Source organism: Pseudomonas sp. Soil_N_39 (assembly GCF_057655955.1).
This window is the reverse complement of sequence record NZ_JBDGLI010000002.1, coordinates 428,997-449,357: the sequence shown is the minus strand read 5'-3', so window position 1 is coordinate 449,357 and position 20,361 is coordinate 428,997. Positions and strand designations below refer to the sequence as shown.

Here is a 20,361-nt window from a genome sequence, read left to right as displayed (position 1 = left end):
CGCTCCCGGATTTTAGGGCTGCTTCGCAGCCCAGCGGGGATAAATCCCCTCGCCACAGGCTCCGTATCGGATTGCCGACAGGGCACGCCGCCACGTTTCATCGCCCTTCAAACCCGCCGTACACTTCAACACGGTATACTCCCGCTCTTTTTTCCGGAGCGACGTCATGTCCCTGCCTAGCCTGCGCCTCAAAGCCAACGCCGACCGTCGCCTGCGCGCCGGCCACCTGTGGGTCTACAGCAACGAAATCGATGTGGCCGCCACGCCCCTGCACGGCTTCAAGGCCGGCGACCAGGCCATCCTCGAAGCCGCCGGCGGCAAGCCGCTGGGCATCGTCGCGATGAGCCCCAACAACCTGATCTGCGCCCGCCTGCTGTCCCGCGACGTGAAGCTGCCGCTGGACAAGTCACTGCTGGTGCATCGCCTCAACGTGGCGTTGTCCCTGCGCGAGCGGCTGTTCGACAAGCCGTTCTATCGCCTGGTCTACGGTGACTCCGACCTGTTGCCAGGCCTGGTGGTCGACCGTTTCGGCGACATCCTGGTGGTGCAGATCGCTTCGGCCACCATGGAAGCCCACAAGGACGACGTGATCGCCGCCCTGACCCAGGTGCTCAAGCCCAGCGGCATCCTGTTCAAGAACGACTCCGCGGCCCGTGACGCCGAAGGCCTGAACCGCTACGTCGAGACCGTGTTCGGCCTGGTGCCGGAATGGGTGGCCCTGGAAGAGAACGGCGTCAAGTTCGAAGCGCCAGTCATGGAAGGCCAGAAAACCGGCTGGTTCTACGACCACCGCATGAACCGCGCACGCCTGGCGCCGTACGCCAAGGGCAAGCGCGTGCTGGACCTGTTCAGCTACATTGGCGGCTGGGGCGTACAAGCCGCGGCGTTCGGCGCCAGTGAAGTGTTCTGCGTCGACGCCTCGGCCTTCGCCCTCGACGGTGTCGAGCGCAACGCCGCGTTGAACGGCTTCGCCGAGAAGCTGACCTGCATCGAAGGCGACGTGTTCGAGGCCCTGAAAGAGCTCAAGGCCAGCGAAGAGCGTTTCGACGTGATCGTGGCCGACCCACCGGCCTTCATCAAGCGCAAGAAAGACCTGAAGAACGGCGAAGGCGCCTATCGCCGCCTCAACGAGCAAGCCATGCGCCTGCTCAGCAAGGACGGCATCCTGGTCAGCGCGTCGTGCTCGATGCACCTACCCGAAGACGACCTGCAAAACATCCTGCTGACCAGCGCCCGTCATCTGGACCGCAACATCCAACTGCTCGAACGCGGCGGCCAGGGGCCAGACCATCCGGTACACCCGGCCATTGCCGAAACCCGCTACATCAAGAGCATCACCTGCCGGTTGTTGCCCAACAGCTAAGGCCGAGCGGGGCCGGTGCCGTAGCGCTGAGCCCCCCGACTGACAACCTGATCGCAGCCTTGGCTGCGATTTTTTTTGCGCGTCTGAATAAGTCTGTAGGAGCCACCCCACGAAATTACCAGAACCGTCCTACTCAATCTCCCCGTGACTGGCGGACATGACGCATTAGGATTGAAAGTGCCCCCTCAGGTACGTCTTGGAACGCCTCATGACTGATCCGCAAAACCGCCTGGCTGCCCGCAAACCGGCCACCGTCGGCTTGTTGTTGACGCTGACATTGCTCGGCGTCTTTCCAATCGATGTCGTGCTGCCCTCGTTCCCCGCCCTGTCCGAGTATTTTGAACGTCCATCGCCGGACATTGCCCTGTCCGTCAGCCTGTTCGCGGTGGGCATCGCCCTTTCGCAACTGCTGATCGGTCCGCTTTCCGACGTTATGGGACGAAAAAACCTGCTGTTGATCGGGATCGCCGTTTCAGCGGTTGGAGCAACAGGTTGCGTACTCGCCGACAGTTACTGGTCCTTTCTCTTCTTCCGTGTCGTCCAGGCCTTGGGGTGCGGTTGTTTCGTGCTGTCCCAAGCGCTGATCCAAGACCTGTTCACCGGACAAGAACAGCAGCGATTGCGAGTCTTGCTGGTCACCTGCGGGGGGATTTTCATTTCCGTTTCGCCTCTGGCTGGCACCGGGCTGCAAAGCTGGATGGGCTGGCGCGGCAGCTTCCTGGTGTTCATTGCCCTGGCAATTGGCGTATTCGCAAGCGCCTGTCATTTGCTTGAACGCTCCCCGTCCGGCAGTCAATCCAGGCGTTTCAATATCATCGCATCCTATCGAAAGGTCTTCGGTGACTTCAGTTTCATCGCTTATTGGTTAACCTCGGCGCTGGCTTTTTCCTGCCATTTTTCGTTCATCGTCATTTCCCCCCTGGTGCTGATCGACCAGTTGCACTTATCACCCGAGGCTTTTTCGCTGGTACTGCTGGGCTATGGGCTGGCCTATATCGGTGGGGGCGCGGTGGCGTCCGTGCTGAGCAATCGAATCGACCCACAGGCGCAAATCATCACGGGGCTGGGCCTGATCCTCGCCGCAGGTCTCCTGATGCTGGGGCTCGCCAATCACCTGGGCTTGTCAGTCACCACTCTGTTAGTGCCCATGATCGTGTGCACCGCCGGAACGACCATTGCCCGGGCGGCAGCCAACAACCAAGCCATGACGCTATTTCCGGCGCAGGCCGGTACGTCCGCTTCGGCCGGTAGCGTACTGATCTTTATTGTCGGCGGGCTGACCAGTGCCGTGATCAGCCTCACCCCGCTGGACTTACAGCTGACCCTGGCCCTCTGCCTGGTCCTGCTTAGCCTGCTGGGGCTGGCACTCAATGCCCTGCTCCGGCAGCGTAACAGGGGGCTGTTGGCCGGCTGAACCCTGCCAGTCGTCATCCCGCGCACGACATTGGCGTGCGATCAGCGCTTTGCGTCATTTCATCCTGGCGCCAGCGGTGTAGAATCGTGGCATTCATCGCCATTCATCCCCGGCGGGTTTATGAGCTCATGCCGAGGCGCGCAGCGATCCTGCAAAGTCATCGGCCACTTCCGGACACACGGCCAAACCCGGGTGCTCCAGACGTCGACAGAAGCTCACTTCCCCATTGATACCTGATAAGTACCTGATTAGCCGCCCGGAGTGCTCCATGCCTGATTACCGCTCGAAAACATCCACCCATGGCCGCAACATGGCCGGCGCCCGTGCCTTGTGGCGCGCCACGGGGATGAAGGATGACGACTTCAAGAAGCCGATCATCGCCATTGCCAACTCCTTCACCCAGTTCGTACCGGGCCACGTCCACCTCAAGGACCTCGGTCAACTGGTTGCCCGGGAAATCGAACGCGCCGGCGGCGTGGCCAAGGAATTCAACACCATCGCCGTGGACGACGGTATCGCCATGGGCCACGACGGCATGCTCTATTCGCTGCCGAGCCGCGAGATCATCGCCGACTCCGTCGAATACATGGTCAACGCCCACTGCGCCGATGCCATCGTGTGCATTTCCAACTGCGACAAGATCACCCCGGGCATGCTCATGGCCGCCCTGCGCCTGAACATCCCGGTGATCTTCGTCTCCGGCGGCCCGATGGAAGCCGGCAAGACCAAGCTCGCCAGCCACGGCCTGGACCTGGTCGATGCCATGGTGATCGCCGCCGACTCCAGCGCTTCTGACGAGAAGGTTGCCGAGTACGAGCGCAGCGCCTGCCCGACCTGCGGTTCGTGCTCCGGCATGTTCACCGCCAACTCGATGAACTGCCTGACCGAAGCCCTGGGCCTGGCCCTGCCGGGCAACGGTTCGACCCTCGCCACCCACAGCGATCGCGAACAACTGTTCCTGCAGGCCGGCCGGACCATCGTCGAGCTGTGCAAGCGCTACTACGGCGAGAACGACGAATCGGTGTTGCCGCGCAACATCGCCAACTTCAAGGCGTTCGAAAACGCCATGACCCTGGACATCGCCATGGGCGGTTCCACCAACACCATCCTGCACTTGCTGGCGGCGGCCCAGGAAGCCGAGATCGATTTCGACCTGCGCGACATCGACCGCCTGTCCCGTCATGTGCCGCAACTGTGCAAGGTCGCGCCGAACATCCAGAAGTACCACATGGAAGACGTGCACCGTGCCGGCGGGATCTTCAGCATCCTCGGCTCCCTGGCCCGTGGCGGCCTGTTGCACACCGACCTGCCGACCGTGCACAGCAAGACCATGGCCGAAGGCATTGCCAAGTGGGACATCACCCAGACCACCGACGAGGCCGTGCATCACTTCTTCAAGGCCGGTCCGGCAGGTATCCCGACGCAAACCGCGTTCAGCCAGTCGACCCGTTGGGAAACCCTGGACGACGACCGTGAAAACGGCTGCATCCGCAGCGTCGAGCACGCGTATTCCAAGGAAGGCGGCCTGGCCGTGCTGTACGGCAACATCGCCCTGGATGGCTGCGTGGTGAAGACCGCCGGCGTCGACGAGTCGATCCACGTGTTCGAAGGCAACGCGAAGATTTTCGAAAGCCAGGACAGCGCCGTGCGCGGCATCCTCGCTGACGAAGTGAAGGCCGGCGACATCGTGATCATTCGCTACGAAGGTCCGAAAGGCGGCCCGGGCATGCAGGAAATGCTCTACCCGACGTCCTACCTGAAGTCCAAAGGCCTGGGCAAAGCCTGCGCCTTGCTGACCGATGGCCGGTTCTCCGGCGGCACCTCGGGCCTGTCCATCGGCCACGCTTCGCCGGAAGCGGCGGCTGGCGGTGCCATTGGCCTGGTGCGCGATGGCGACAAGGTCCTGATCGACATTCCGAACCGCTCGATCAACCTGTTGATCAGCGACGAAGAACTGGCCGGGCGCCGCATCGAACAGGACAACAAGGGCTGGAAACCGGTGGAAGTGCGTCCGCGCAAAGTCACCACGGCCCTCAAGGCCTACGCCCTGCTCGCCACCAGCGCCGACAAGGGCGCGGTGCGTAACAAGGCGATGCTTGACGGCCTGTAAGCGTCGTTAGCCGCAATAAAAATGCCCCGCCAAGTGCGGGGCTTTTTTTGATGCCATGAAACCCAGTGATCCTTTGTGGCGAGGGAGCTTGCTCCCTCGCCACGGGTTCACCTATTTTCAAGTCTCTGGTACTCCTGAGGGAGCGAACTTGCTCGCGATGGCGGTGTGTCAGCCAGCAAAAGTGTTACTGAACCATCGCTATCGCGAGCAAGCTCGCTCCCACAGAAGGTCGTGGGTCTTATTGAATGTCTTCGGGCTTGACGATCACCCAGTTCTTGTCCGCCGTCACCGGCAGACCTTCCTTGGCCTGGGCCGCGGCGTGCTTGGCCATCATGCCGTTGATCTGGTTCATGTATTTGTCCTTGCGGTTGACCCACAGGTGAATACCGCCCTTGGCCACGTCCACATCGTGGAACAGCATGTAGCCGTCACTGCTCGGTGTGTCACCCGCCACCAGCACCGGTTTTTTCCATTCGTCGATGTACGTCAGGATCGCCGCGTGCTTGCCGGCCATCCAGGTCGCCGGGGTCCACAGATAAGGTGTGTACTCCAGGCCAAGGTTGGCCTTCTCGTCATATTTACCCGCGGTGATCTGCTTACGGGCGGTGGTCAGCTCGCCGGTCTTGCGGTCCTTGAGCAGCGTGGTCACGCCGATCACGTTCTGCGGCTTGAGGTTGTAGCCGTATTTCGGGTCCGAGGCGACCATGCGTACCAGCTCTTCGGAAGCGGCGGTCATGACATAGACCTCGATGCCGTTTTCCATCAGCTTGTTGTACAGCTCGGCCTGGCCGGTGAAGATTTTCGGCGGGTTGACGTTGTACTGGACCACCTTGTCACCATCGTAATAGGTAGTCGGCACCGGCTTGCCGGACGCCATCAGCTCATCGACATAGCCCTTGAGCTCCTTGAGCGTAAAGCCAGAAAACACCTGGGCCACCCACGGATAACAGACCATGTCATCCACTTCGCACAGGCGATAGTAATAACTGAACAGGCTTTCCTTGTGGTCGGCCGTGTCCTTGAACGGCATCAGCTTCAAGGACGGGTCCAGGCTTTCCCGAGTGATGAGGCCCTTGTTCTCCATGAACGGCAGCAACGATTCCTCAAGGTCGTAGCGGTAACTGGTGTTGTCCATGTCGAATACCGCGTAGTTACCCTTGTTGGCGTTGGCCGCGATCATCGCGTCCAGGGCCTTGGCCTGTTCCGCCGGCCAGTGCTTGAGCTCGGTGGCGAGCACCTGGCCGGCAAGACCAAGACTCAAGGCGACAGCGAGAAAACGAGGTGCGAGCTTCATCGGCATTTCTCCCAGGTTCAAAGAACTCGACGCTAACAAATGCGTATGACAGTCCTCGCCCAGCCGCGACTGCTTGCGTTCTGATAACGCCAGCGGCATACCCGCAAACGCCAAGTCCTTATTCCATAAACGACAATCTACATGCGTTTTTAGTATTAATTCATTAGTTATCAGGCTGTTAGGCTTCCCGACTCACAGTCGCAGCTTCGGGCGACTGGCACGTCTTATCGGAGTCTCTTTTGATGAATCTGCCGCTGATCCTCAACCTGCTGGTGTTCCTCGCCTTGCTGTATGGCCTGGCGCAAACCCGTCACCGCACCTGGAGCCTGGCCAAGAAGGTGCTACTGGCACTGGTGCTGGGCGTGGTGTTCGGCATCGCCCTGCACACGATTTATGGCGCCGGCAACCCGGTGCTCAAGGCCTCCATCGGCTGGTTCGACCTGGTGGGCAACGGCTACGTGCAGTTGCTGCAAATGATCGTGATCCCGCTGGTCTTCGCCTCGATCCTCAGCGCCGTGGCTCGCCTGCATAACGCCTCGTCCCTGGGCAAGATCAGCTTCCTGACCATTGGCACGCTGCTGTTCACCACCGCCATCGCCGCGCTGATCGGCATCGGCCTGACCAACCTGTTCGGCCTCACCGCCGAAGGCCTGGTGGCCGGCACCCAGGAACTGGCGCGCCTGCAAGTGATCCAGAGCGACTATGCCGGCAAGGTCGCCGACCTGAACATCCCGCAATTGCTGCTTTCGTTCATTCCGCAGAATCCCTTTGCCGACCTGGCGCGGGCCAAGCCGACGTCGATCATCAGCGTGGTGATCTTCGCCGCGTTCCTCGGCGTCGCGGCGTTGCAGTTGCTCAAGGATGACGCGGAAAAAGGCCAGAAAGTGATCAACGCCATCGACACCCTGCAAAGCTGGGTGACGCGCCTGGTGCGCCTGGTGATGAAGCTGACGCCGTACGGTGTGCTGGCGCTGATGACCAAGGTGGTGGCCGGCTCCAACCTCCAGGACATCATCAAGCTCGGCAGTTTTGTCGTGGTGTCGTACCTCGGGCTGGGCCTGATGTTCGTGGTCCACGGCCTGTTGGTGTCCGCTGCGGGGATTAACCCGTTGCGCTTCTTCCGCAAGATCTGGCCGGTGCTGACCTTCGCTTTCACCAGCCGCTCCAGCGCCGCCACCATCCCGTTGAGCATCGAAGCCCAGACCAGTCGTCTCGGCATTCCACGGGCGATTGCCAGCTTCAGCGCCTCGTTCGGCGCCACCATCGGCCAGAACGGTTGCGCCGGTCTTTATCCGGCCATGCTGGCGGTGATGGTCGCGCCGACCGTGGGCATCAACCCGCTTGATCCGGTCTGGATCGCAACGCTGGTGGCGATCGTTACGTTGAGTTCGGCCGGAGTGGCCGGGGTCGGTGGCGGCGCGACGTTCGCCGCGCTGATCGTGCTGCCGGCCATGGGCTTGCCGGTCGCGCTGGTTGCCTTGCTGATTTCCGTCGAGCCGCTGATCGACATGGGGCGTACGGCGTTGAACGTCAGCGGCTCGATCACCGCAGGGGCGATTACCAGCCAGGTGATGCAGCAGACTGATAAGGCCTTGCTCGATGCCGAGGCGCATGGGGAGTTGGTGCACGCTTGATTGCCTGATACCTGTGGGAGCAAGGCATAGCTCCCACAGGGCTTACAGTTTTTCCCACACCTCAAAGCTGTAGGCCGGCTTGTCCCCTTCAGCCGGGTTCGGCTGGTTCGACACCAGCTTCCACTGGCTCGAATCGAATTCTGGAAACCACGCGTCCCCTTCCGGACTCAGCGCCACGCGGGTCAGGTACAGTCGATCCGCCTGCTCCAAGGCCTGGGCGTACAGTTGGGCGCCACCGATCAACATCAGCTCGTCGACGCCCTGCTCCAGAGCCCACGCCTGGGCCCGCGCCACCGCGGCTTCCAGGGTGGAAAACACTTCCGCGCCGTCCAGCACCAAGTCCGGCTGACGGCTGACCACGATGTTCAAGCGCCCCGGCAGCGGTCGACCGAGGGAATCCCAGGTCTTGCGCCCCATGATGATCGGCTTGCCCAAGGTGGTGGCCTTGAAGTATTTGAAATCCCCCGGCAGGTGCCAGGGCATGCTGTTGTCGACGCCGATCACACGGTTTTCACCGAGGGCTGCGATCAGGCTTAGGGGGAGAGTTTTGTTCATGGTCGCGAGGATACCAGAGGCCCGGCGTACCCCGACAGGCATCACAGCGGTTATGCTCAACCCTCATTCGAGCAACGGAAGCCCCCGTGACAGAACTGCAGAACCTCTGGTTGACCGAGACGATCCGCCTGCGTGAAGAGCATGCCGGCCCGCTCGAAGACCAGGAAGCCAATCGCCTGGCCCGTGCGGCAGGCGGCGATCTCTCCACCCGCATCGGCCACCGCGCTCGCTGGCTGGCCGAACGCGATGGCCTCACCCAAGCCCTGCGCCATTGGCTGCAAGGGGCACGCCTGGCGCTGGTAACGTTGGCGCTGCTCGCCGTCATCAGCGGCGCTGGGCTGGGCTTTGCCGCCCTCGGCGACGGGCAAACACCGGTCAATGTGTTCTGGGCCTTGGGCAGTCTGTTGGGGTTGAACCTGATCCTGCTCATCTCTTGGGCCCTGGGCCTGATCTTTGCCGGTGAGCAAGGTGCCGCACTGGGACGCCTGTGGCTGTGGCTCAGCGAAAAACTCGCCCGCGATGCCAAGGCCGCCCAACTGGCACCGGCCCTGCTGCTGTTGTTGCAACGGCACAAGCTCAATCGCTGGGTCCTCGGCGCGTTGGTCAACGGTTTGTGGCTGCTGGCGATGCTCAGCGCGCTGGTCATTGTCCTGATGCTGATGGCGACCCGGCGCTACGGCTTCGTCTGGGAAACCACGATTCTCGGCGGCCAGACCTTCGTCGCCATGACCCAGGCGCTTGGTGCACTGCCCGCCCTGTTGGGTTTCAGCGTGCCGACCGAGGAGATGATCCGCGCCAGCGGCGACGGCGCCCTCAACATAGAGAGCGCCCGCCAGGCCTGGGCCGCCTGGCTGGTCGGCGTGCTGCTGGTCTATGGCGTGATGCCGCGCCTGTGTCTGGCGCTGCTGTGTCTATGGCGTTGGCAACGTGGCCGGACCACGCTGCGTCTGGACTTGAACCTGCCGGGCTACGCTCAACTGCGCGAACGACTGATGCCCAGCAGCGAACGCCTGGGCGTCAACGACGCAGCACCCGCACAACTGCATCCCATTGAAAGCGCCGTCAGTGCAATGGACAGCGACGGCGCGCTGCTGGTGGCCATCGAACTGGACGATCGGCCCTGGCCGCCCAAACTGCCCGAAACCGTGAAAAGTGCTGGCATCCTCGACAGCCGCGAGTCGCGTCACAAACTCCTCGAACAACTGTCGCGCTTTCCCCCGGCGCGGCTGGCGATAGCCTGCGACCCCCGCCGATCACCGGACCGTGGCAGCCTGGCGCTGATCGCCGAGTTGGCCCGCAGCGCCAGCGCTACCCGCGTTTGGCTGTTGCAAGCGCCGCCCGGCGAAGCGCTGGATGCCGAGCGCCTGAGCGACTGGCACAACGCGCTGCAGCAGTTGCAACTGCCCTTCGCCGACTGCATGCCCTTGAACTGGCTGGAGACCGGCCATGACTGAGCCCCTGAAACCGCTGAAGTTGGCCGTGGTCGGCCACACCAACGTGGGCAAAACCTCGCTGTTGCGAACCTTGACCCGCGACGTCGGCTTCGGCGAAGTGTCCCACCGCCCGAGCACCACCCGGCATGTCGAGGGTGCGCGCCTGTCGGTGGACGGCGAAGCGCTGCTGGAACTGTACGATACGCCGGGCCTGGAAGACGCCATCGCCCTGCTCGATTACCTCGAGCGCCTGGAGCGCCCTGGCGAACGCCTCGACGGCCCGGCGCGCCTGGCCCGCTTCCTCGAGGGCAGCGAGGCACGGCAACGCTTCGAACAGGAAGCCAAGGTGCTGCGGCAACTGCTCGACAGCGACGCCGGGCTGTATGTGATCGATGCCCGGGAGCCGGTGCTGGCCAAGTACCGCGATGAATTGGAAGTCCTCGCCAGTTGCGGCAAACCGCTGCTGCCGGTGTTGAATTTCGTCAGCAGCGCCCACCATCGCGAGCCCGACTGGCGCGAAGCCCTGGCGCGATTGGGGTTGCACGCCCTGGTGCGGTTTGACAGCGTCGCCCCGCCCGAGGACGGCGAGCGACGCCTGTATGAAAGCCTCGCGTTGTTGCTGGAAAGCGCCCGTGGGCAACTGGAGCGACTGGTCGCCGACCAACAGGCCCAACGCCTGGCCCGCCAGCAGAGCGCGGCGCGCTTGATCGCCGAACTGCTGATCGACTGCGCCGCCTGCCGACGCAGCGTGGCCAGCGACGTCGAGTTGGAACGCGAGGCCATCAGTGAACTGCGCAACGCGGTACGTCAGCGCGAACAGCGCTGCGTCGAAGCCCTGCTCAAGCTCTACGCGTTCCGTCCCCAGGACGCGGCTGCCAGCGACCTGCCGCTGCTCGACGGACGTTGGGGCGATGATTTGTTCAACCCCGAAACCCTCAAGCAACTGGGCGTACGCGTCGGCGGCGGGATCGCGGCGGGCGCGGCGGCCGGTGCCGGGGTGGACTTGCTGGTGGGTGGCCTGACCCTCGGTGCCGCGGCCCTGGCCGGGGCCATTGTCGGCGGCACCCTGCAAACCGCCCGCAGCTATGGCAACCGGCTGATAGGCAAACTCAAGGGACAACGGGAACTGACGGTGGACGACGGCGTGCTGCGTTTGCTGGCCCTGCGCCAACGGCAATTGCTCCAAGCCCTCAACCTGCGCGGCCACGCGGCGATGGACAGCATCCGCATCGCCACGCCCCAGGACAAGACCTGGCGCGAAGGCAAGCTGCCCGAAGCCCTGAACAAGGCCCGGGCGCATCCGCAATGGTCGTCGCTCAATCCCCAGGCTCGGTTGAGCCAGGCGGAGCGGCAGGAGCAGATTGAGCAGTTGGCCGAGCAGCTCTAGCCCTGCAGCAAGAGACTTTGTGGGAGCAAGGCTTGCCCGCGATGAATCGATGCGGTCTTTCAGAGACCGAGGCGCCTGTATCGCGGGCAAGCCTTGCTCCCACAGAGAGTTCCTTGTCGCAGAGCGCTGCGCTGCTCAAGATTACTCGTTACTCAAGGCTTTGAGGGCCGCCGCCGCTTCAGCCAACTCCAGCTCGCTGAACACCCGCACCCCATGGCGCTTGAGCAACGCCGCCGTCACGCCTTCGCCACTGACCTTCACACCGCTGAACGTCCCGTCATAGGTCAGCAGGTTGCCGCACGATGGGCTGTTGGCCTTGAGCACGGCGATCTGGATGCCATGGGCACGCACCAGTTCCAGCGCCTGATTCGCACCGGACAGGAACTGCGCACTCACATCCTCGCCATCGGTAGTGATCACCACCGCCTGACCGTCGAGCACTCGCCCGCCCTGCCCGCCAGGAATCTCCGCCGCCGCCCGAGGCGTGGGCAAGCCGCCGGCGACTTCTGGGCACAACGGCACGACCCGGCCTTCGTCGAGCCATTGCTGGAGTTGATCGAACGGCCCGCTGGCACCACCGTCATAGCGCACGCGATGGCCGAGCAGGCAGCGACTGACCAGGATCTTTTCCATATTCAGAACAACTCATTGCCGCGACGGCGGAACCAACCGGTCAAGGACAAGCGATTGCGCGTGGCCGGCAGGACTTCATGGGGAATGTCCCCCGACAGGAACACCACCAGGCAGCCGCCGATGGGCACCACGTCACGCTCCACGCCTTCGTCCAGGTACATGCGCAACTGGCCGCCGTGCTCCGGTAGCCAATCGTCGTCGTTGAGGTAGAGCACCGCCGACACCATGCGCCGGTCATCGTCGCGAAAGCGGTCGACGTGCCTGAGGTAGAACGCACCGGGAGGGTACAGGGCGAAATGGCTTTCGAAATCCTCCAGCCCCAGGAACAGCCCGCGATTCATCGCCTCGCGCAGGCTGTCCATCAGCGCCAGGTAATGGTCGCAGGCTTGCGCCTGACCAGGTTCGATCCACTGGATGCGATCCCCCCGAATCCCTTCGCGAATCTCCGAGAACGGTCCGCGACCGACCGCTGCCGGAGCCAGTTCACCCTCGGCGGCACGCTGGCGGCATTCGGCCGCCAGGGCGCGGGTAAGCGCCTCCGGCAGGAAGAGATTCTGCTGCGACCAGCCGCGCTCGGCCAGGTCGTCGACGATACGTAGCAGCAGCGGGTGATCAGAAGGTATTTGCATGGCGCGCATAGTATTCCTGTGCCTGCAAAACCGACAGCGACGCTCAGCAGGTTTTTTGCTGCCAGATAGCACCGCCGTACGAACTTGATACGAATTCTCGACAAGACCCCACACCCCACGGAGAATAGTCGGCTGCTGACAGGAGTCCCTATGCGCCGTTTGCTTTTCTCACTGTTGATGTTCTGCGTTTTGCCCGCCTGGGCAGACAGCTACGACCAGTTGTACAAGGTCGCCGGCTGGCCGGAACAGCGGGCGCATTTCAGTGATGCCTTGAGCGCCGCCCAGCAGCGTTACCAGAGCAGCCTGCCGCCGGCGGTGTTCCAAGCGCTGGTGAACAACAGCAATCAACGTTTCGCCCCCCAGGCCATGGACCAGCGGGCCGAAGCGCAAATGCGCAAGAATCTTCGTGACCCTCAGCCGGCCCTGAGTTTCTTCCAATCGCCTTTGGGCCGCAAAGTCGTGGCAGCCGAGTTGCTGGCGACCCGGCGCGATCAATTGGCGAAAAACGCCAAAGGCCTGCCGAAGATGCAAGCCAGTGACAACCGCCTGTTGATCATCGGCCACCTGGCCCAGGCCCTGCCCGCCCGCGAAGCCGGCGCCGAAGTTAGCCTGGCGATCGCCGGCGTGGCGGCCGACAGCCTGAGCTCGATGATCCCGGGACTCCTGGGGGCCGGCCAGGCCCAGGGCATGCTCAACGGCCAGCGCCAGCGACTGATGGAACAGATCGGCGCGGACCTGAACAACACATTGCTGTACGTCTACCGTGACCTGACGGATACCGAGTTGGAAGAATTCGCCACCTTCGCCGAATCGACTGAGGGCCAGGCTTATTATCAAGCGGCTTTGGCGGCGATTCGGGCGGGGTTGGCGGTGGGGCAGACTCTCGGGCAATAGTTCAGCACCGCTATCGCGAGCAAGCTCGCTCCCACAGGGTGTTGAGTGAACTCAGATTCGCGAGCACACAGATCCAATGTGGGAGCGAGCTTGCTCGCGATAGCAATAGCCCGGTCACCGCCGAACCCGACTCATCCGCTTCGTCAAAAACCCAAACATCTCTTGCCGTATCGCCAGCGCCTCGTTCGCCAGGTGATGCCGCCCTTCAGGCAACATCAGCACCTGCGGCCGGTCGAATTTGCCGCGCAGCACTTGCAGGTTGTGCACCCAATCCACCGTCATGTCCGCCTGTCCCTGCACGATCAACGGCTGGCGCGGGCTGCTCGGGGCGGCTTCGATACGCTTGATCCATTGCCCCAAGGCCCCCACCCATGCGGTGGGCAAACGTAATGGCTGCAGCGGATCGGCTTGCAGGAATGGCAGGAACTGCGGGTCAGTGGAGTTCTCGCTGAAACGCCGGGCGATACCGGTGACGAAGGGCTTGAGCAGGTAATAACTCAGGCGCGACCAACCCCAGGCCCGCGGCCGCACCAGGGGTGACAACAGGATGACCTGGCCCTGGGCCGGGCTTTGCGCGCCGTGGTTGAGCACGTGATCGACCACGATCGCCCCGCCGGTACTTTGCCCACACAGGTGCCAAGGATGCGGCAGGTCCAGCGTCGTGGCCTCGGCCAACAGCCCCTGCAAGGTGGCCTGGTACTCGGCGAAATCCTCGATGCTGGCGCGTTCGCCGCTGGACAGGCCATGGCCCGGCAGGTCGCAGGCGATCACCGCGAACTTCTGTTCCAAGGCCCATTCGATCAAGTGCCGGTACAGCCCCATGTGATCGTAGTAACCGTGGAACACAAACAACGTCGCCACGGCTTTTTCCGGCCACCAGACCTGACTGACCACCTCATACCCGCCCACCTCGAAACGCCCCAATCCCTTGCGCACGCTGCGCTGGGGAAAATCCAGCCCATAGAACCGCTGGTAAGCCTGGGCTTGCTCGGACAGGGCTTGCCACTGGGCCAACGGTTGCAGGCTGGCACGCAGGAGATCGGGATCGAAAGTGGCAGGCATTAAGGTTTCCAGACATGGGCGCAGCGCGCGAGACAGACTTTACAAGCCTGTGATATTCATCTGTCGCGGCAAGCATGGCAAGCTACGCGGCTTCAGAGGATCGACTCCATGCGCCCGTCCCATCGCACGACCTTGCTTGCCAGCCTGCTTGCCCTCGGATGCGCCATCGTATTGTGGGCGGCCTACGACTGGTTCCAGGGCCGTTTCCTGCGGACCTTCAGTCAACACACGGCGGTGTTTTCCGGCGACCCTCTGCGCCTGCCTGCCGACCTGGCCGGCCCCGGCGCGATCCGCCTGGTGCATTTCTGGGACCCGGCGTGCCCGTGCAACGTCGGCAACCAGCAGCACCTGGCCGAACTGGTCGATAAATACGTACCGCAAGGCGTTGAGTTCTATGCGGTACAAAAGCCCGGCAGCCAGGGTCAATTACCGGCCACCCTGAACAGCCTCAAACCGCTCTCGGCGCTCCCCGGCTCAAACCAGATTCCCGCCAGCCCGGCCGTGGCGATCTGGGATCGCAGCGGCCAGTTGGCGTACTTCGGTCCCTACAGCGAAGGCCTGACCTGCAATTCGAGCAACAGCTTCATCGAACCGATTCTCGAGGCGTTGAGTGCCGGCCGGGAAGTTAACGCGACTCACACATTGGCCGTGGGCTGTTATTGCCCGTGGTCGGTTTCAAACTGAAGTGTTAACTACATCACGTATTGCCAGCCTCCTCTTGGGTGAGAATACAAAGTTGAACCTAGTGCCCGCCTCTAGAGCTCTTACTCAAAGTAAGGGCGTGGGCTGAACCGTTTGTCGGATCCAATTTTTCCAAAGAACGCCATTACCCTTCCTTTTCGGCCTGTGCCCCGTGCCAGACGGGTTGTGCAGGGCAATTGACGGCCGCCGACCGTTTAGCTGAATCGATTAACAGCGGCCGTGCCAGTATGAACTTTTTTTTAATCTCTTCTCTAAACCTCGTGACCAACAAAATGTTCTTTACCCGTGCAGCGCGCGGCGGCGCTAACTAGAGGAAGTTCCATACGCCTTTTGATCTTTCAACTTGTCGACCCTCCTAACCAAACAAGAAATGGAATCGTCAGTGATGCAAAAGCTGCTATGCGCTGCACTTTCCAATCCCCATAAAGAAGATGCCCTCAACCTTGAGGCGTTTGTCCAATGCGTCGCCCCGCTCATGATCGACGTGCTGCTGCGCGGCGAAACCGGCACGGGTAAAGACACGCTGGCAGAAAAGATCCATCGTATGTCGGGTTGCTCCGGCAAGTTCGTTGCCATCAACTGCGCCGCCATTCCTGAAACCCTCGCGGAGAGCCAGCTCTTCGGGGCCAACACCGGCGCGTTTACCGGCGCCAGCCAAAATCGCGCGGGGTTCGTCGAAGCCGCGCATAACGGCACGCTGTACCTGGACGAAATCGACAGCATGCCGTTGGGGCTGCAAGCCAAGCTGCTGCGTGTCCTGGAATCCAGGACGGTCCAAAGGCTGGGCTCGACCCAGAACATCCCGGTGAACATGCGGGTTATCGCCTCCGCCCAGTGCCCGCTGGGGGAAATGGTCGAACGTGGCGAATTTCGCCGGGACCTGTATTTTCGCCTGAACATCATCAGCCTCAAGCTGCCTCCACTGCGTAGCCGCAAGGAGCGCATCGTGCCGCTGTTCCAGTCGCTGGTGCGCCGGGAGGCACAGGCACTTGACCGGCCTTATGTCGCACCGTCGCCAACGCTGTTGCGCCAACTGCTCGGCTACGCCTGGCCTGGAAACATCCGCGAGCTGCAATCCGCCGCCAAGCGATACGTGCTCGGCTTGCCGGCATTGCCCCGCGCCGAACCACTGGAACACAGCAGTTCAACGCTCAAGTTGAAAGAGCACCTGCAGCAGTTCGAGAAAATCCTCATCGAGGACTGCATGCGCCGCCACCATCACTGCATCGACAAGGTTATCGCCGAACTGGGTATCGCCCGGCGTACGCTGTATTACCGAATGAAGTGCCTGCAAATATCGACGAGTTGAGTGGGATCGGTGGAACCGTTTACGCAACGGTCGCCACTTAACCGTCGAGACGCTCACGATCGTCTCGCCATTCCACAACCCGGAGATACGACTATGAGTTTTGGTGGACTTTCTCTCGCGGCTTCCACGGCTGCCATGCAGCAGATGGACGCGACCTCCGCTGCGATGACAACCATGAAATCCGAATTCGACCAGAAGAAACTGGTCGCCGACACCATGAACGCAATCGCGGCAGGGTCGATGGACACCGCAACCAAGGCCATCACCGCCATGGGGGAGGCATCCAAAGGCATACGATTCTGACCCATCCGCTTCAGTCCCCGCTTCGGCGGGGCAACCTCAAGCGCGATGCGCAGGAGGCCTTATGCACATTGACATGCCAGACAGCCTTCGTGCTCTCAGAGACCTGTCCCATGACGAGCCCACGCAGCGCCCCGCCCAGACTCCTCCGGGCCTGGCGAACGTGGTCGCCGAGCACCTGGCGTTGCATGGGGCCGGCGACCGGTTGCGGGCGTCGCTCGTCCAGTGGGGTGACGAACAGGGTTCGACCGGCGGACAGTCTCGCTTCGGCTGGCGCAACCCCCAGGACAGATTGACCGCAGAAACCGAAGACCCTTTGCGCCTGGTGCTGGAAGACATCCTGGAAGAGATCAACAGCGGCACCGGTTCCAATCTCGATGTCGACATCGATGACGCCTATTCCAATGAAGACCTGTTCAACGATCTGGCCCAGATGCTCGCCCATCGCCGGCAACCCATCGGTGACAACGATCTCGACAGCCAAAGCGATTTCGGCAGTGCCAACAACCCCTTCTGTGGCGCGTTGTTCGGTGCCTGGGAAATGGAGGGCGATCACGCCACGCGGCGCGGTCGTCATGACGCGAGCCTGTCGCTGCTGCTCAAGATCATCGCAGTCCTGGGTCGAAGGAAACTGCTGACGCTGCTGGACATCGACGAAAGTGACGGCCAGGCGCGGTATGAACCGGATGACCAGGACCTGTTGTTCGAGATCGCGGCATTCATGGACCAGCACCCGGCGCGCTATCCCCCACCGGCAGCCCTCGACACGGAACGGTGGACATGGACCGAACGCATTGCCCGCGGCACAGCGCTGGATGCGCGCGAAACTCGCTTGTTCCAGCTTGCCCTGGAAGAACTGGACTCCGCGCTGGCCCGCTTGGCCGGCCAGCAGTCCCCGCTACGCCAACGCGCCCGGCGCAGCCGGGAAGAAATCGAGTTTCACCTGAGCGTCACCGGTAGCGCTCGCAACGTCTTGAGGCGGATGTGCGCCTGAAGGCACCCGCTCTTTGAATTCCAGCTATTTGAACAACAGGAGACATTCCGTGGACATACATGCCATCGACCCCAGCAACCTCGCCTCCACTTCCGCCAAAACGAGCGCCAGGCCACAGGCCAGCGCCGAGACCAGCGATGTCAGTTGGTTCAACGCACAAATGCGCGAGAAAGCTCCCGCCCCGGACAGCGAAAACAACGTCGCGGCACGCATCATTGACTCGTTGTCGAGCCGCTCCAGCGAATTGCAGCGCCTGGATGAACGCGCCAACCGCGACATGATCAAGGCCGTCCGCAGCGCCGACCCGCAGGATATGTTGCAGTCGAATCGGTCGTTGTCGTCCTTCCACCTGGAAAGCCTGATGACCGCGAAAATAGTCAGCAAAGGCTCCCAGGCAATCGAGAAGCTCACCAATCTCCAGTAAAGGGAAGGCCGGTCATGTCCATGCGCGCGTTCTCCACACTGTTGCTGTGCCTGCTGCTCACCGGTTGCGACGAACGGACGGCATTGCACAGCCATCTTTCCGAGCAGGATGCCAACGAAGTGATCGCCGAGTTGGCGAACAAGAACGTGGAGGCGAGCAAGCAAGTCGACAAAGACGGGTTGACCGTACTGGTCGAGCCAGCCGACATGAACAGTGCCGTCCAGGTACTCGAAGCCGCCGGCTTGCCGCGTCGGTCCCGCTCCAGCCTGGGGGAGATCTTCCGCAAGGAAGGGGTGATTTCCACGCCGATGGAAGAGCGTGCCCGCTACATCTATGCCTTGTCCCAGGAGCTCGAATCGACGCTTTCACAAATCGATGGCGTGGTGCTCGCCCGGGTCCATGTGGTCCTGCCGGAACGGGTGGCCCCGGGTGAGCCGGTCCAGCCTGCATCGGCCTCGGTCTTCATCAAGCACACCAGTGCCCTGGACCCCGACAGCATTACTCCCCGCGTACGCAACCTGGTCGCCAGCGGGATTCCCGGCATGGCCGACGCCACTCAGAACCCGACCAAGTTATCGGTGGTATTCGTTCCCGCCGCCCCCTATCAGGAACAGCGCAAGATGGCGTACTTCGGCCCCTTCCTCATGCAGGCCGATGACATTGGTTATTGGCGGGCGGTGACCGTGGCGGCAAGCATCACCTTGCTCGGCATCCTGATGGGTGCCTTGTATGGCCTCTATCGGCTATGGCGCAAAGGCGTGTTGGTGCTGCCACGGTTCCTCGGCCACACGCTCGCCAAGCCAGCCGGGACGCCCGCCTCACCTCAAAGCAGCGCGACACCCGGGTTGTTTGCCGTGAAAACCCCGGGGGCCAAGCCCGACAGTAACGGGACTGCCGCATGACGGCGGAAGTTGAATGGGTGCGCTGGTGGAGCCACGCCTGGCGCGAGGCAGACCGGGCCTGGTACTCGTCGGCGCTTTGCCGGCTGACCGCGCCGCAAATCGACGCCCTCGCCCGGGGGCACCACGCCGCGCTTGCGCGCACCTTCGGCATGACCCCGTGCACGCCACCACAACCCAGTCCGGCGCTGCAAGCGCTGTTCTGCGGTACGCCCCGGACCTTGCCCCTTGCCTGCGAATTGGTGGCGAGCACTTGCGCACCGTTAACAGCGACACACGCCCTTTCGGCGCAGGACCGGGCCTGGTGCGAGCGCACCGCCAAAGCCCTGCGGCCGGGGCACTGGCTCGAACAAGGCCAGGATCCGCTCGCACTGCTGCGTGCCTGGCTGGGTGAACGGGCCTGGGAACGTGCGCGCCTGGCGTTCCCACGCGACAGAATCAGTGCCCTCGAATCGGTGCCCGCCCCTCAACCGCCAGCCGCCAAGCTGAACACGCTTTGGCAGTCCGCCTGCTGGAAGGCTGAGCAAAGCCTGGCAGCCCCGGCCCCTATCCAAACGGAGAGACACGATGCTCGCTCGGCGTTCGCTTGAACTGCGCCCCGATGGCCAGGGCCTGTCGCAGCCCTATATATCGCGCGAAACCCTGGTGGACTGTGCCCGCGCACAGGTCATCCTCGAACAGGCCCAGGCGCAGGCTGCGCAATGGCTTGAGCGCGCCAGCGCAGAGGCGGACGCGACCGTGCTTGAGGCCCAAGCCCGCTTCTGGGAAAAGGCCGAAACCTTGCTCGCCACCTGGGAAGCCCAGCGCCAAGCCATGTGGGAGCGGATCGAGACGAGTGCTGCTCACCTGGTCAACGAGGCCCTGGGGACGCTGTTGGACGAAGTCCCGGAACAGGCGCGCATCGATGCGCTCGTTCGCCAGTTGGCGTCGCGCCAGGACGAGCCGGTCAGCGTCACCCTTCGCTGCCATCCCGAAGACCTGGCGAGCCTGACGCAGAGCCTGGGCACCGATGGCAGGCGCCCCTGGACGCCGGTGGCGGATGCCGACATGGAACGACAGCAACTGAAGCTGGAAACGCCAGGCGGCACATTCCTGCTCGACTGGCCCACCGCTGTCAAAGCCCTGCGCCTGCCTGATCCACCACACCTCCCTGCAAACTGACCTACCGCTATCGCGAGCAAGCTCGCTCCCACAGGGATTTCTGGTGGCTGCGCTGCCTGTGAACACCCCGGAAAAACTGTGGGAGCGAGCTTGCTCGCGAGACGGCGGCACATCCAACATCACCGCAAACTGACCCACCGCTATCGCGAGCAGGCTCGCTCCCA

The 20,361-nt window shown here is 62.7% G+C and carries 20 protein-coding genes; 15 read left to right on the top strand and 5 right to left on the bottom strand.

Annotated elements, in window-relative coordinates; translation table 11 throughout:
- Window positions 1-166 precede the first annotated feature (166 nt).
- From AC3A5O_RS04360 to ilvD, 3 genes are all read left to right on the top strand, one after another.
- Window positions 167-1,363 (top strand): class I SAM-dependent rRNA methyltransferase, encoded by a 1,197-nt coding sequence (locus tag AC3A5O_RS04360; RefSeq protein ID WP_003206543.1) that lies wholly within the window; start codon window positions 167-169, stop codon window positions 1,361-1,363.
- Between the two features lie 208 nt (window positions 1,364-1,571).
- A complete protein-coding gene (locus AC3A5O_RS04355) occupies window positions 1,572-2,777 on the top strand; it encodes an MFS transporter (protein WP_305468763.1) in 1,206 nt (401 codons plus the stop codon).
- Between the two features lie 268 nt (window positions 2,778-3,045).
- The gene (gene ilvD, locus AC3A5O_RS04350; protein ID WP_122567423.1) at window positions 3,046-4,887 is read left to right on the top strand and encodes a dihydroxy-acid dehydratase; all 1,842 of its coding nucleotides are present in this window, start codon (window positions 3,046-3,048) and stop codon (window positions 4,885-4,887) included.
- A 238-nt stretch (window positions 4,888-5,125) separates the two neighbouring features.
- Here the strand turns inward: ilvD and AC3A5O_RS04345 are convergent, their stop codons facing one another.
- Window positions 5,126-6,181, bottom strand: a complete 1,056-nt coding sequence (locus tag AC3A5O_RS04345) for an HAD family hydrolase (RefSeq protein ID WP_305468764.1) — start codon at window positions 6,179-6,181, stop codon at window positions 5,126-5,128.
- 242 nt (window positions 6,182-6,423) lie between these two features.
- Here AC3A5O_RS04345 and AC3A5O_RS04340 point away from each other — a divergent pair, with 242 nt between their 5' ends.
- A complete protein-coding gene (locus AC3A5O_RS04340; protein WP_122567425.1) occupies window positions 6,424-7,815 on the top strand; it encodes an L-cystine transporter in 1,392 nt (463 codons plus the stop codon).
- 42 nt (window positions 7,816-7,857) lie between these two features.
- On the opposite strand, the gene AC3A5O_RS04335 is transcribed toward AC3A5O_RS04340, so the two are convergent.
- Complete coding sequence (locus AC3A5O_RS04335; RefSeq protein ID WP_305468766.1) at window positions 7,858-8,370, bottom strand: dihydrofolate reductase; 513 nt, start codon at window positions 8,368-8,370, stop codon at window positions 7,858-7,860.
- An 86-nt stretch (window positions 8,371-8,456) separates the two neighbouring features.
- Between AC3A5O_RS04335 and AC3A5O_RS04330 the strand changes: the two genes are divergently transcribed.
- Window positions 8,457-9,824: a DUF2868 domain-containing protein gene (locus AC3A5O_RS04330; protein ID WP_354336084.1), complete on the top strand. Its 1,368-nt coding sequence runs from the start codon at window positions 8,457-8,459 to the stop codon at window positions 9,822-9,824.
- The gene (locus tag AC3A5O_RS04325; RefSeq protein ID WP_487752876.1) at window positions 9,817-11,190 is read left to right on the top strand and encodes a GTPase/DUF3482 domain-containing protein; all 1,374 of its coding nucleotides are present in this window, start codon (window positions 9,817-9,819) and stop codon (window positions 11,188-11,190) included. Before AC3A5O_RS04330 ends, AC3A5O_RS04325 begins: the two co-directional genes overlap by 8 nt.
- Window positions 11,191-11,331: 141 nt before the next feature.
- On the opposite strand, the gene AC3A5O_RS04320 is transcribed toward AC3A5O_RS04325, so the two are convergent.
- Both AC3A5O_RS04320 and AC3A5O_RS04315 read right to left on the bottom strand, forming a co-directional pair.
- On the bottom strand, window positions 11,332-11,823 hold the full coding sequence (locus AC3A5O_RS04320) for a 2-thiouracil desulfurase family protein (protein WP_122567429.1): 492 nt from the start codon (window positions 11,821-11,823) through the stop codon (window positions 11,332-11,334).
- Between the two features lie 2 nt (window positions 11,824-11,825).
- Window positions 11,826-12,461, bottom strand: coding sequence for a 2OG-Fe(II) oxygenase (locus AC3A5O_RS04315; protein ID WP_122567430.1), 636 nt, complete (start codon window positions 12,459-12,461; stop codon window positions 11,826-11,828).
- A gap of 141 nt (window positions 12,462-12,602) precedes the next feature.
- Here AC3A5O_RS04315 and AC3A5O_RS04310 point away from each other — a divergent pair, with 141 nt between their 5' ends.
- On the top strand, window positions 12,603-13,346 hold the full coding sequence (locus AC3A5O_RS04310; RefSeq protein ID WP_122567431.1) for a DUF2059 domain-containing protein: 744 nt from the start codon (window positions 12,603-12,605) through the stop codon (window positions 13,344-13,346).
- Window positions 13,347-13,460: 114 nt separating this feature from the next.
- Here AC3A5O_RS04310 and bipL read toward each other — a convergent pair whose 3' ends face one another.
- Window positions 13,461-14,408: a phospholipase BipL gene (gene bipL / locus AC3A5O_RS04305; RefSeq protein ID WP_122567432.1), complete on the bottom strand. Its 948-nt coding sequence runs from the start codon at window positions 14,406-14,408 to the stop codon at window positions 13,461-13,463.
- 108 nt (window positions 14,409-14,516) lie between these two features.
- Here bipL and AC3A5O_RS04300 point away from each other — a divergent pair, with 108 nt between their 5' ends.
- The 8 genes from AC3A5O_RS04300 (at window position 14,517) to sctL (ending at window position 20,197) form a co-directional block, all read left to right on the top strand.
- Complete coding sequence (locus AC3A5O_RS04300) at window positions 14,517-15,092, top strand: DUF6436 domain-containing protein (protein WP_122567433.1); 576 nt, start codon at window positions 14,517-14,519, stop codon at window positions 15,090-15,092.
- A gap of 403 nt (window positions 15,093-15,495) precedes the next feature.
- On the top strand, window positions 15,496-16,419 hold the full coding sequence (locus tag AC3A5O_RS04295; RefSeq protein WP_122567434.1) for a sigma 54-interacting transcriptional regulator: 924 nt from the start codon (window positions 15,496-15,498) through the stop codon (window positions 16,417-16,419).
- Between the two features lie 93 nt (window positions 16,420-16,512).
- Window positions 16,513-16,722 carry a type III secretion system major pilin HrpA gene (locus tag AC3A5O_RS04290; RefSeq protein WP_109752469.1) on the top strand — a complete coding sequence of 70 codons (210 nt, stop codon included), beginning with the start codon at window positions 16,513-16,515 and terminating at the stop codon, window positions 16,720-16,722.
- 61 nt (window positions 16,723-16,783) lie between these two features.
- Entirely contained in the window at window positions 16,784-17,713 is a 930-nt protein-coding gene (locus AC3A5O_RS04285) for a type III secretion protein (RefSeq protein ID WP_487752875.1), read from the top strand.
- Window positions 17,714-17,762: 49 nt separating this feature from the next.
- Window positions 17,763-18,137 carry a type III secretion system inner rod subunit SctI gene (gene sctI, locus AC3A5O_RS04280; protein ID WP_122567435.1) on the top strand — a complete coding sequence of 125 codons (375 nt, stop codon included), beginning with the start codon at window positions 17,763-17,765 and terminating at the stop codon, window positions 18,135-18,137.
- A gap of 14 nt (window positions 18,138-18,151) precedes the next feature.
- Window positions 18,152-19,039 (top strand): type III secretion system inner membrane ring lipoprotein SctJ, encoded by an 888-nt coding sequence (gene sctJ, locus AC3A5O_RS04275; RefSeq protein WP_122567436.1) that lies wholly within the window; start codon window positions 18,152-18,154, stop codon window positions 19,037-19,039.
- Window positions 19,036-19,626, top strand: coding sequence for a hypothetical protein (locus AC3A5O_RS04270; protein ID WP_305468771.1), 591 nt, complete (start codon window positions 19,036-19,038; stop codon window positions 19,624-19,626). The genes sctJ and AC3A5O_RS04270 overlap by 4 nt, the downstream gene beginning before the upstream one ends.
- The gene (gene sctL, locus AC3A5O_RS04265) at window positions 19,604-20,197 is read left to right on the top strand and encodes a type III secretion system stator protein SctL (protein WP_487752874.1); all 594 of its coding nucleotides are present in this window, start codon (window positions 19,604-19,606) and stop codon (window positions 20,195-20,197) included. The genes AC3A5O_RS04270 and sctL overlap by 23 nt, the downstream gene beginning before the upstream one ends.
- Window positions 20,198-20,361 lie beyond the last annotated feature (164 nt).

Excerpts from the sequence above, each read along its gene's own strand:
- AC3A5O_RS04340 (WP_122567425.1), top strand. The coding sequence starts at position 6,424 with ATGAATCTGCCGCTGATCCTCAACCTGCTGGTGTTCCTCGCCTTGCTG.
- sctL (WP_487752874.1), top strand. The coding sequence starts at position 19,604 with ATGCTCGCTCGGCGTTCGCTTGAACTGCGCCCCGATGGCCAGGGCCTG.
- AC3A5O_RS04360 (WP_003206543.1), top strand. The coding sequence starts at position 167 with ATGTCCCTGCCTAGCCTGCGCCTCAAAGCCAACGCCGACCGTCGCCTG.
- AC3A5O_RS04290 (WP_109752469.1), top strand. The coding sequence starts at position 16,513 with ATGAGTTTTGGTGGACTTTCTCTCGCGGCTTCCACGGCTGCCATGCAG.
- AC3A5O_RS04315 (WP_122567430.1), bottom strand. The coding sequence starts at position 12,461 with ATGCGCGCCATGCAAATACCTTCTGATCACCCGCTGCTGCTACGTATC.
- AC3A5O_RS04310 (WP_122567431.1), top strand. The coding sequence starts at position 12,603 with ATGCGCCGTTTGCTTTTCTCACTGTTGATGTTCTGCGTTTTGCCCGCC.
- ilvD (WP_122567423.1), top strand. The coding sequence starts at position 3,046 with ATGCCTGATTACCGCTCGAAAACATCCACCCATGGCCGCAACATGGCC.
- AC3A5O_RS04325 (WP_487752876.1), top strand. The coding sequence starts at position 9,817 with ATGACTGAGCCCCTGAAACCGCTGAAGTTGGCCGTGGTCGGCCACACC.
- AC3A5O_RS04320 (WP_122567429.1), bottom strand. The coding sequence starts at position 11,823 with ATGGAAAAGATCCTGGTCAGTCGCTGCCTGCTCGGCCATCGCGTGCGC.
- AC3A5O_RS04300 (WP_122567433.1), top strand. The coding sequence starts at position 14,517 with ATGCGCCCGTCCCATCGCACGACCTTGCTTGCCAGCCTGCTTGCCCTC.
- AC3A5O_RS04270 (WP_305468771.1), top strand. The coding sequence starts at position 19,036 with ATGACGGCGGAAGTTGAATGGGTGCGCTGGTGGAGCCACGCCTGGCGC.
- AC3A5O_RS04295 (WP_122567434.1), top strand. The coding sequence starts at position 15,496 with ATGCAAAAGCTGCTATGCGCTGCACTTTCCAATCCCCATAAAGAAGAT.
- AC3A5O_RS04335 (WP_305468766.1), bottom strand. The coding sequence starts at position 8,370 with ATGAACAAAACTCTCCCCCTAAGCCTGATCGCAGCCCTCGGTGAAAAC.
- AC3A5O_RS04285 (WP_487752875.1), top strand. The coding sequence starts at position 16,784 with ATGCACATTGACATGCCAGACAGCCTTCGTGCTCTCAGAGACCTGTCC.
- AC3A5O_RS04355 (WP_305468763.1), top strand. The coding sequence starts at position 1,572 with ATGACTGATCCGCAAAACCGCCTGGCTGCCCGCAAACCGGCCACCGTC.
- sctJ (WP_122567436.1), top strand. The coding sequence starts at position 18,152 with ATGTCCATGCGCGCGTTCTCCACACTGTTGCTGTGCCTGCTGCTCACC.
- bipL (WP_122567432.1), bottom strand. The coding sequence starts at position 14,408 with ATGCCTGCCACTTTCGATCCCGATCTCCTGCGTGCCAGCCTGCAACCG.
- AC3A5O_RS04345 (WP_305468764.1), bottom strand. The coding sequence starts at position 6,181 with ATGAAGCTCGCACCTCGTTTTCTCGCTGTCGCCTTGAGTCTTGGTCTT.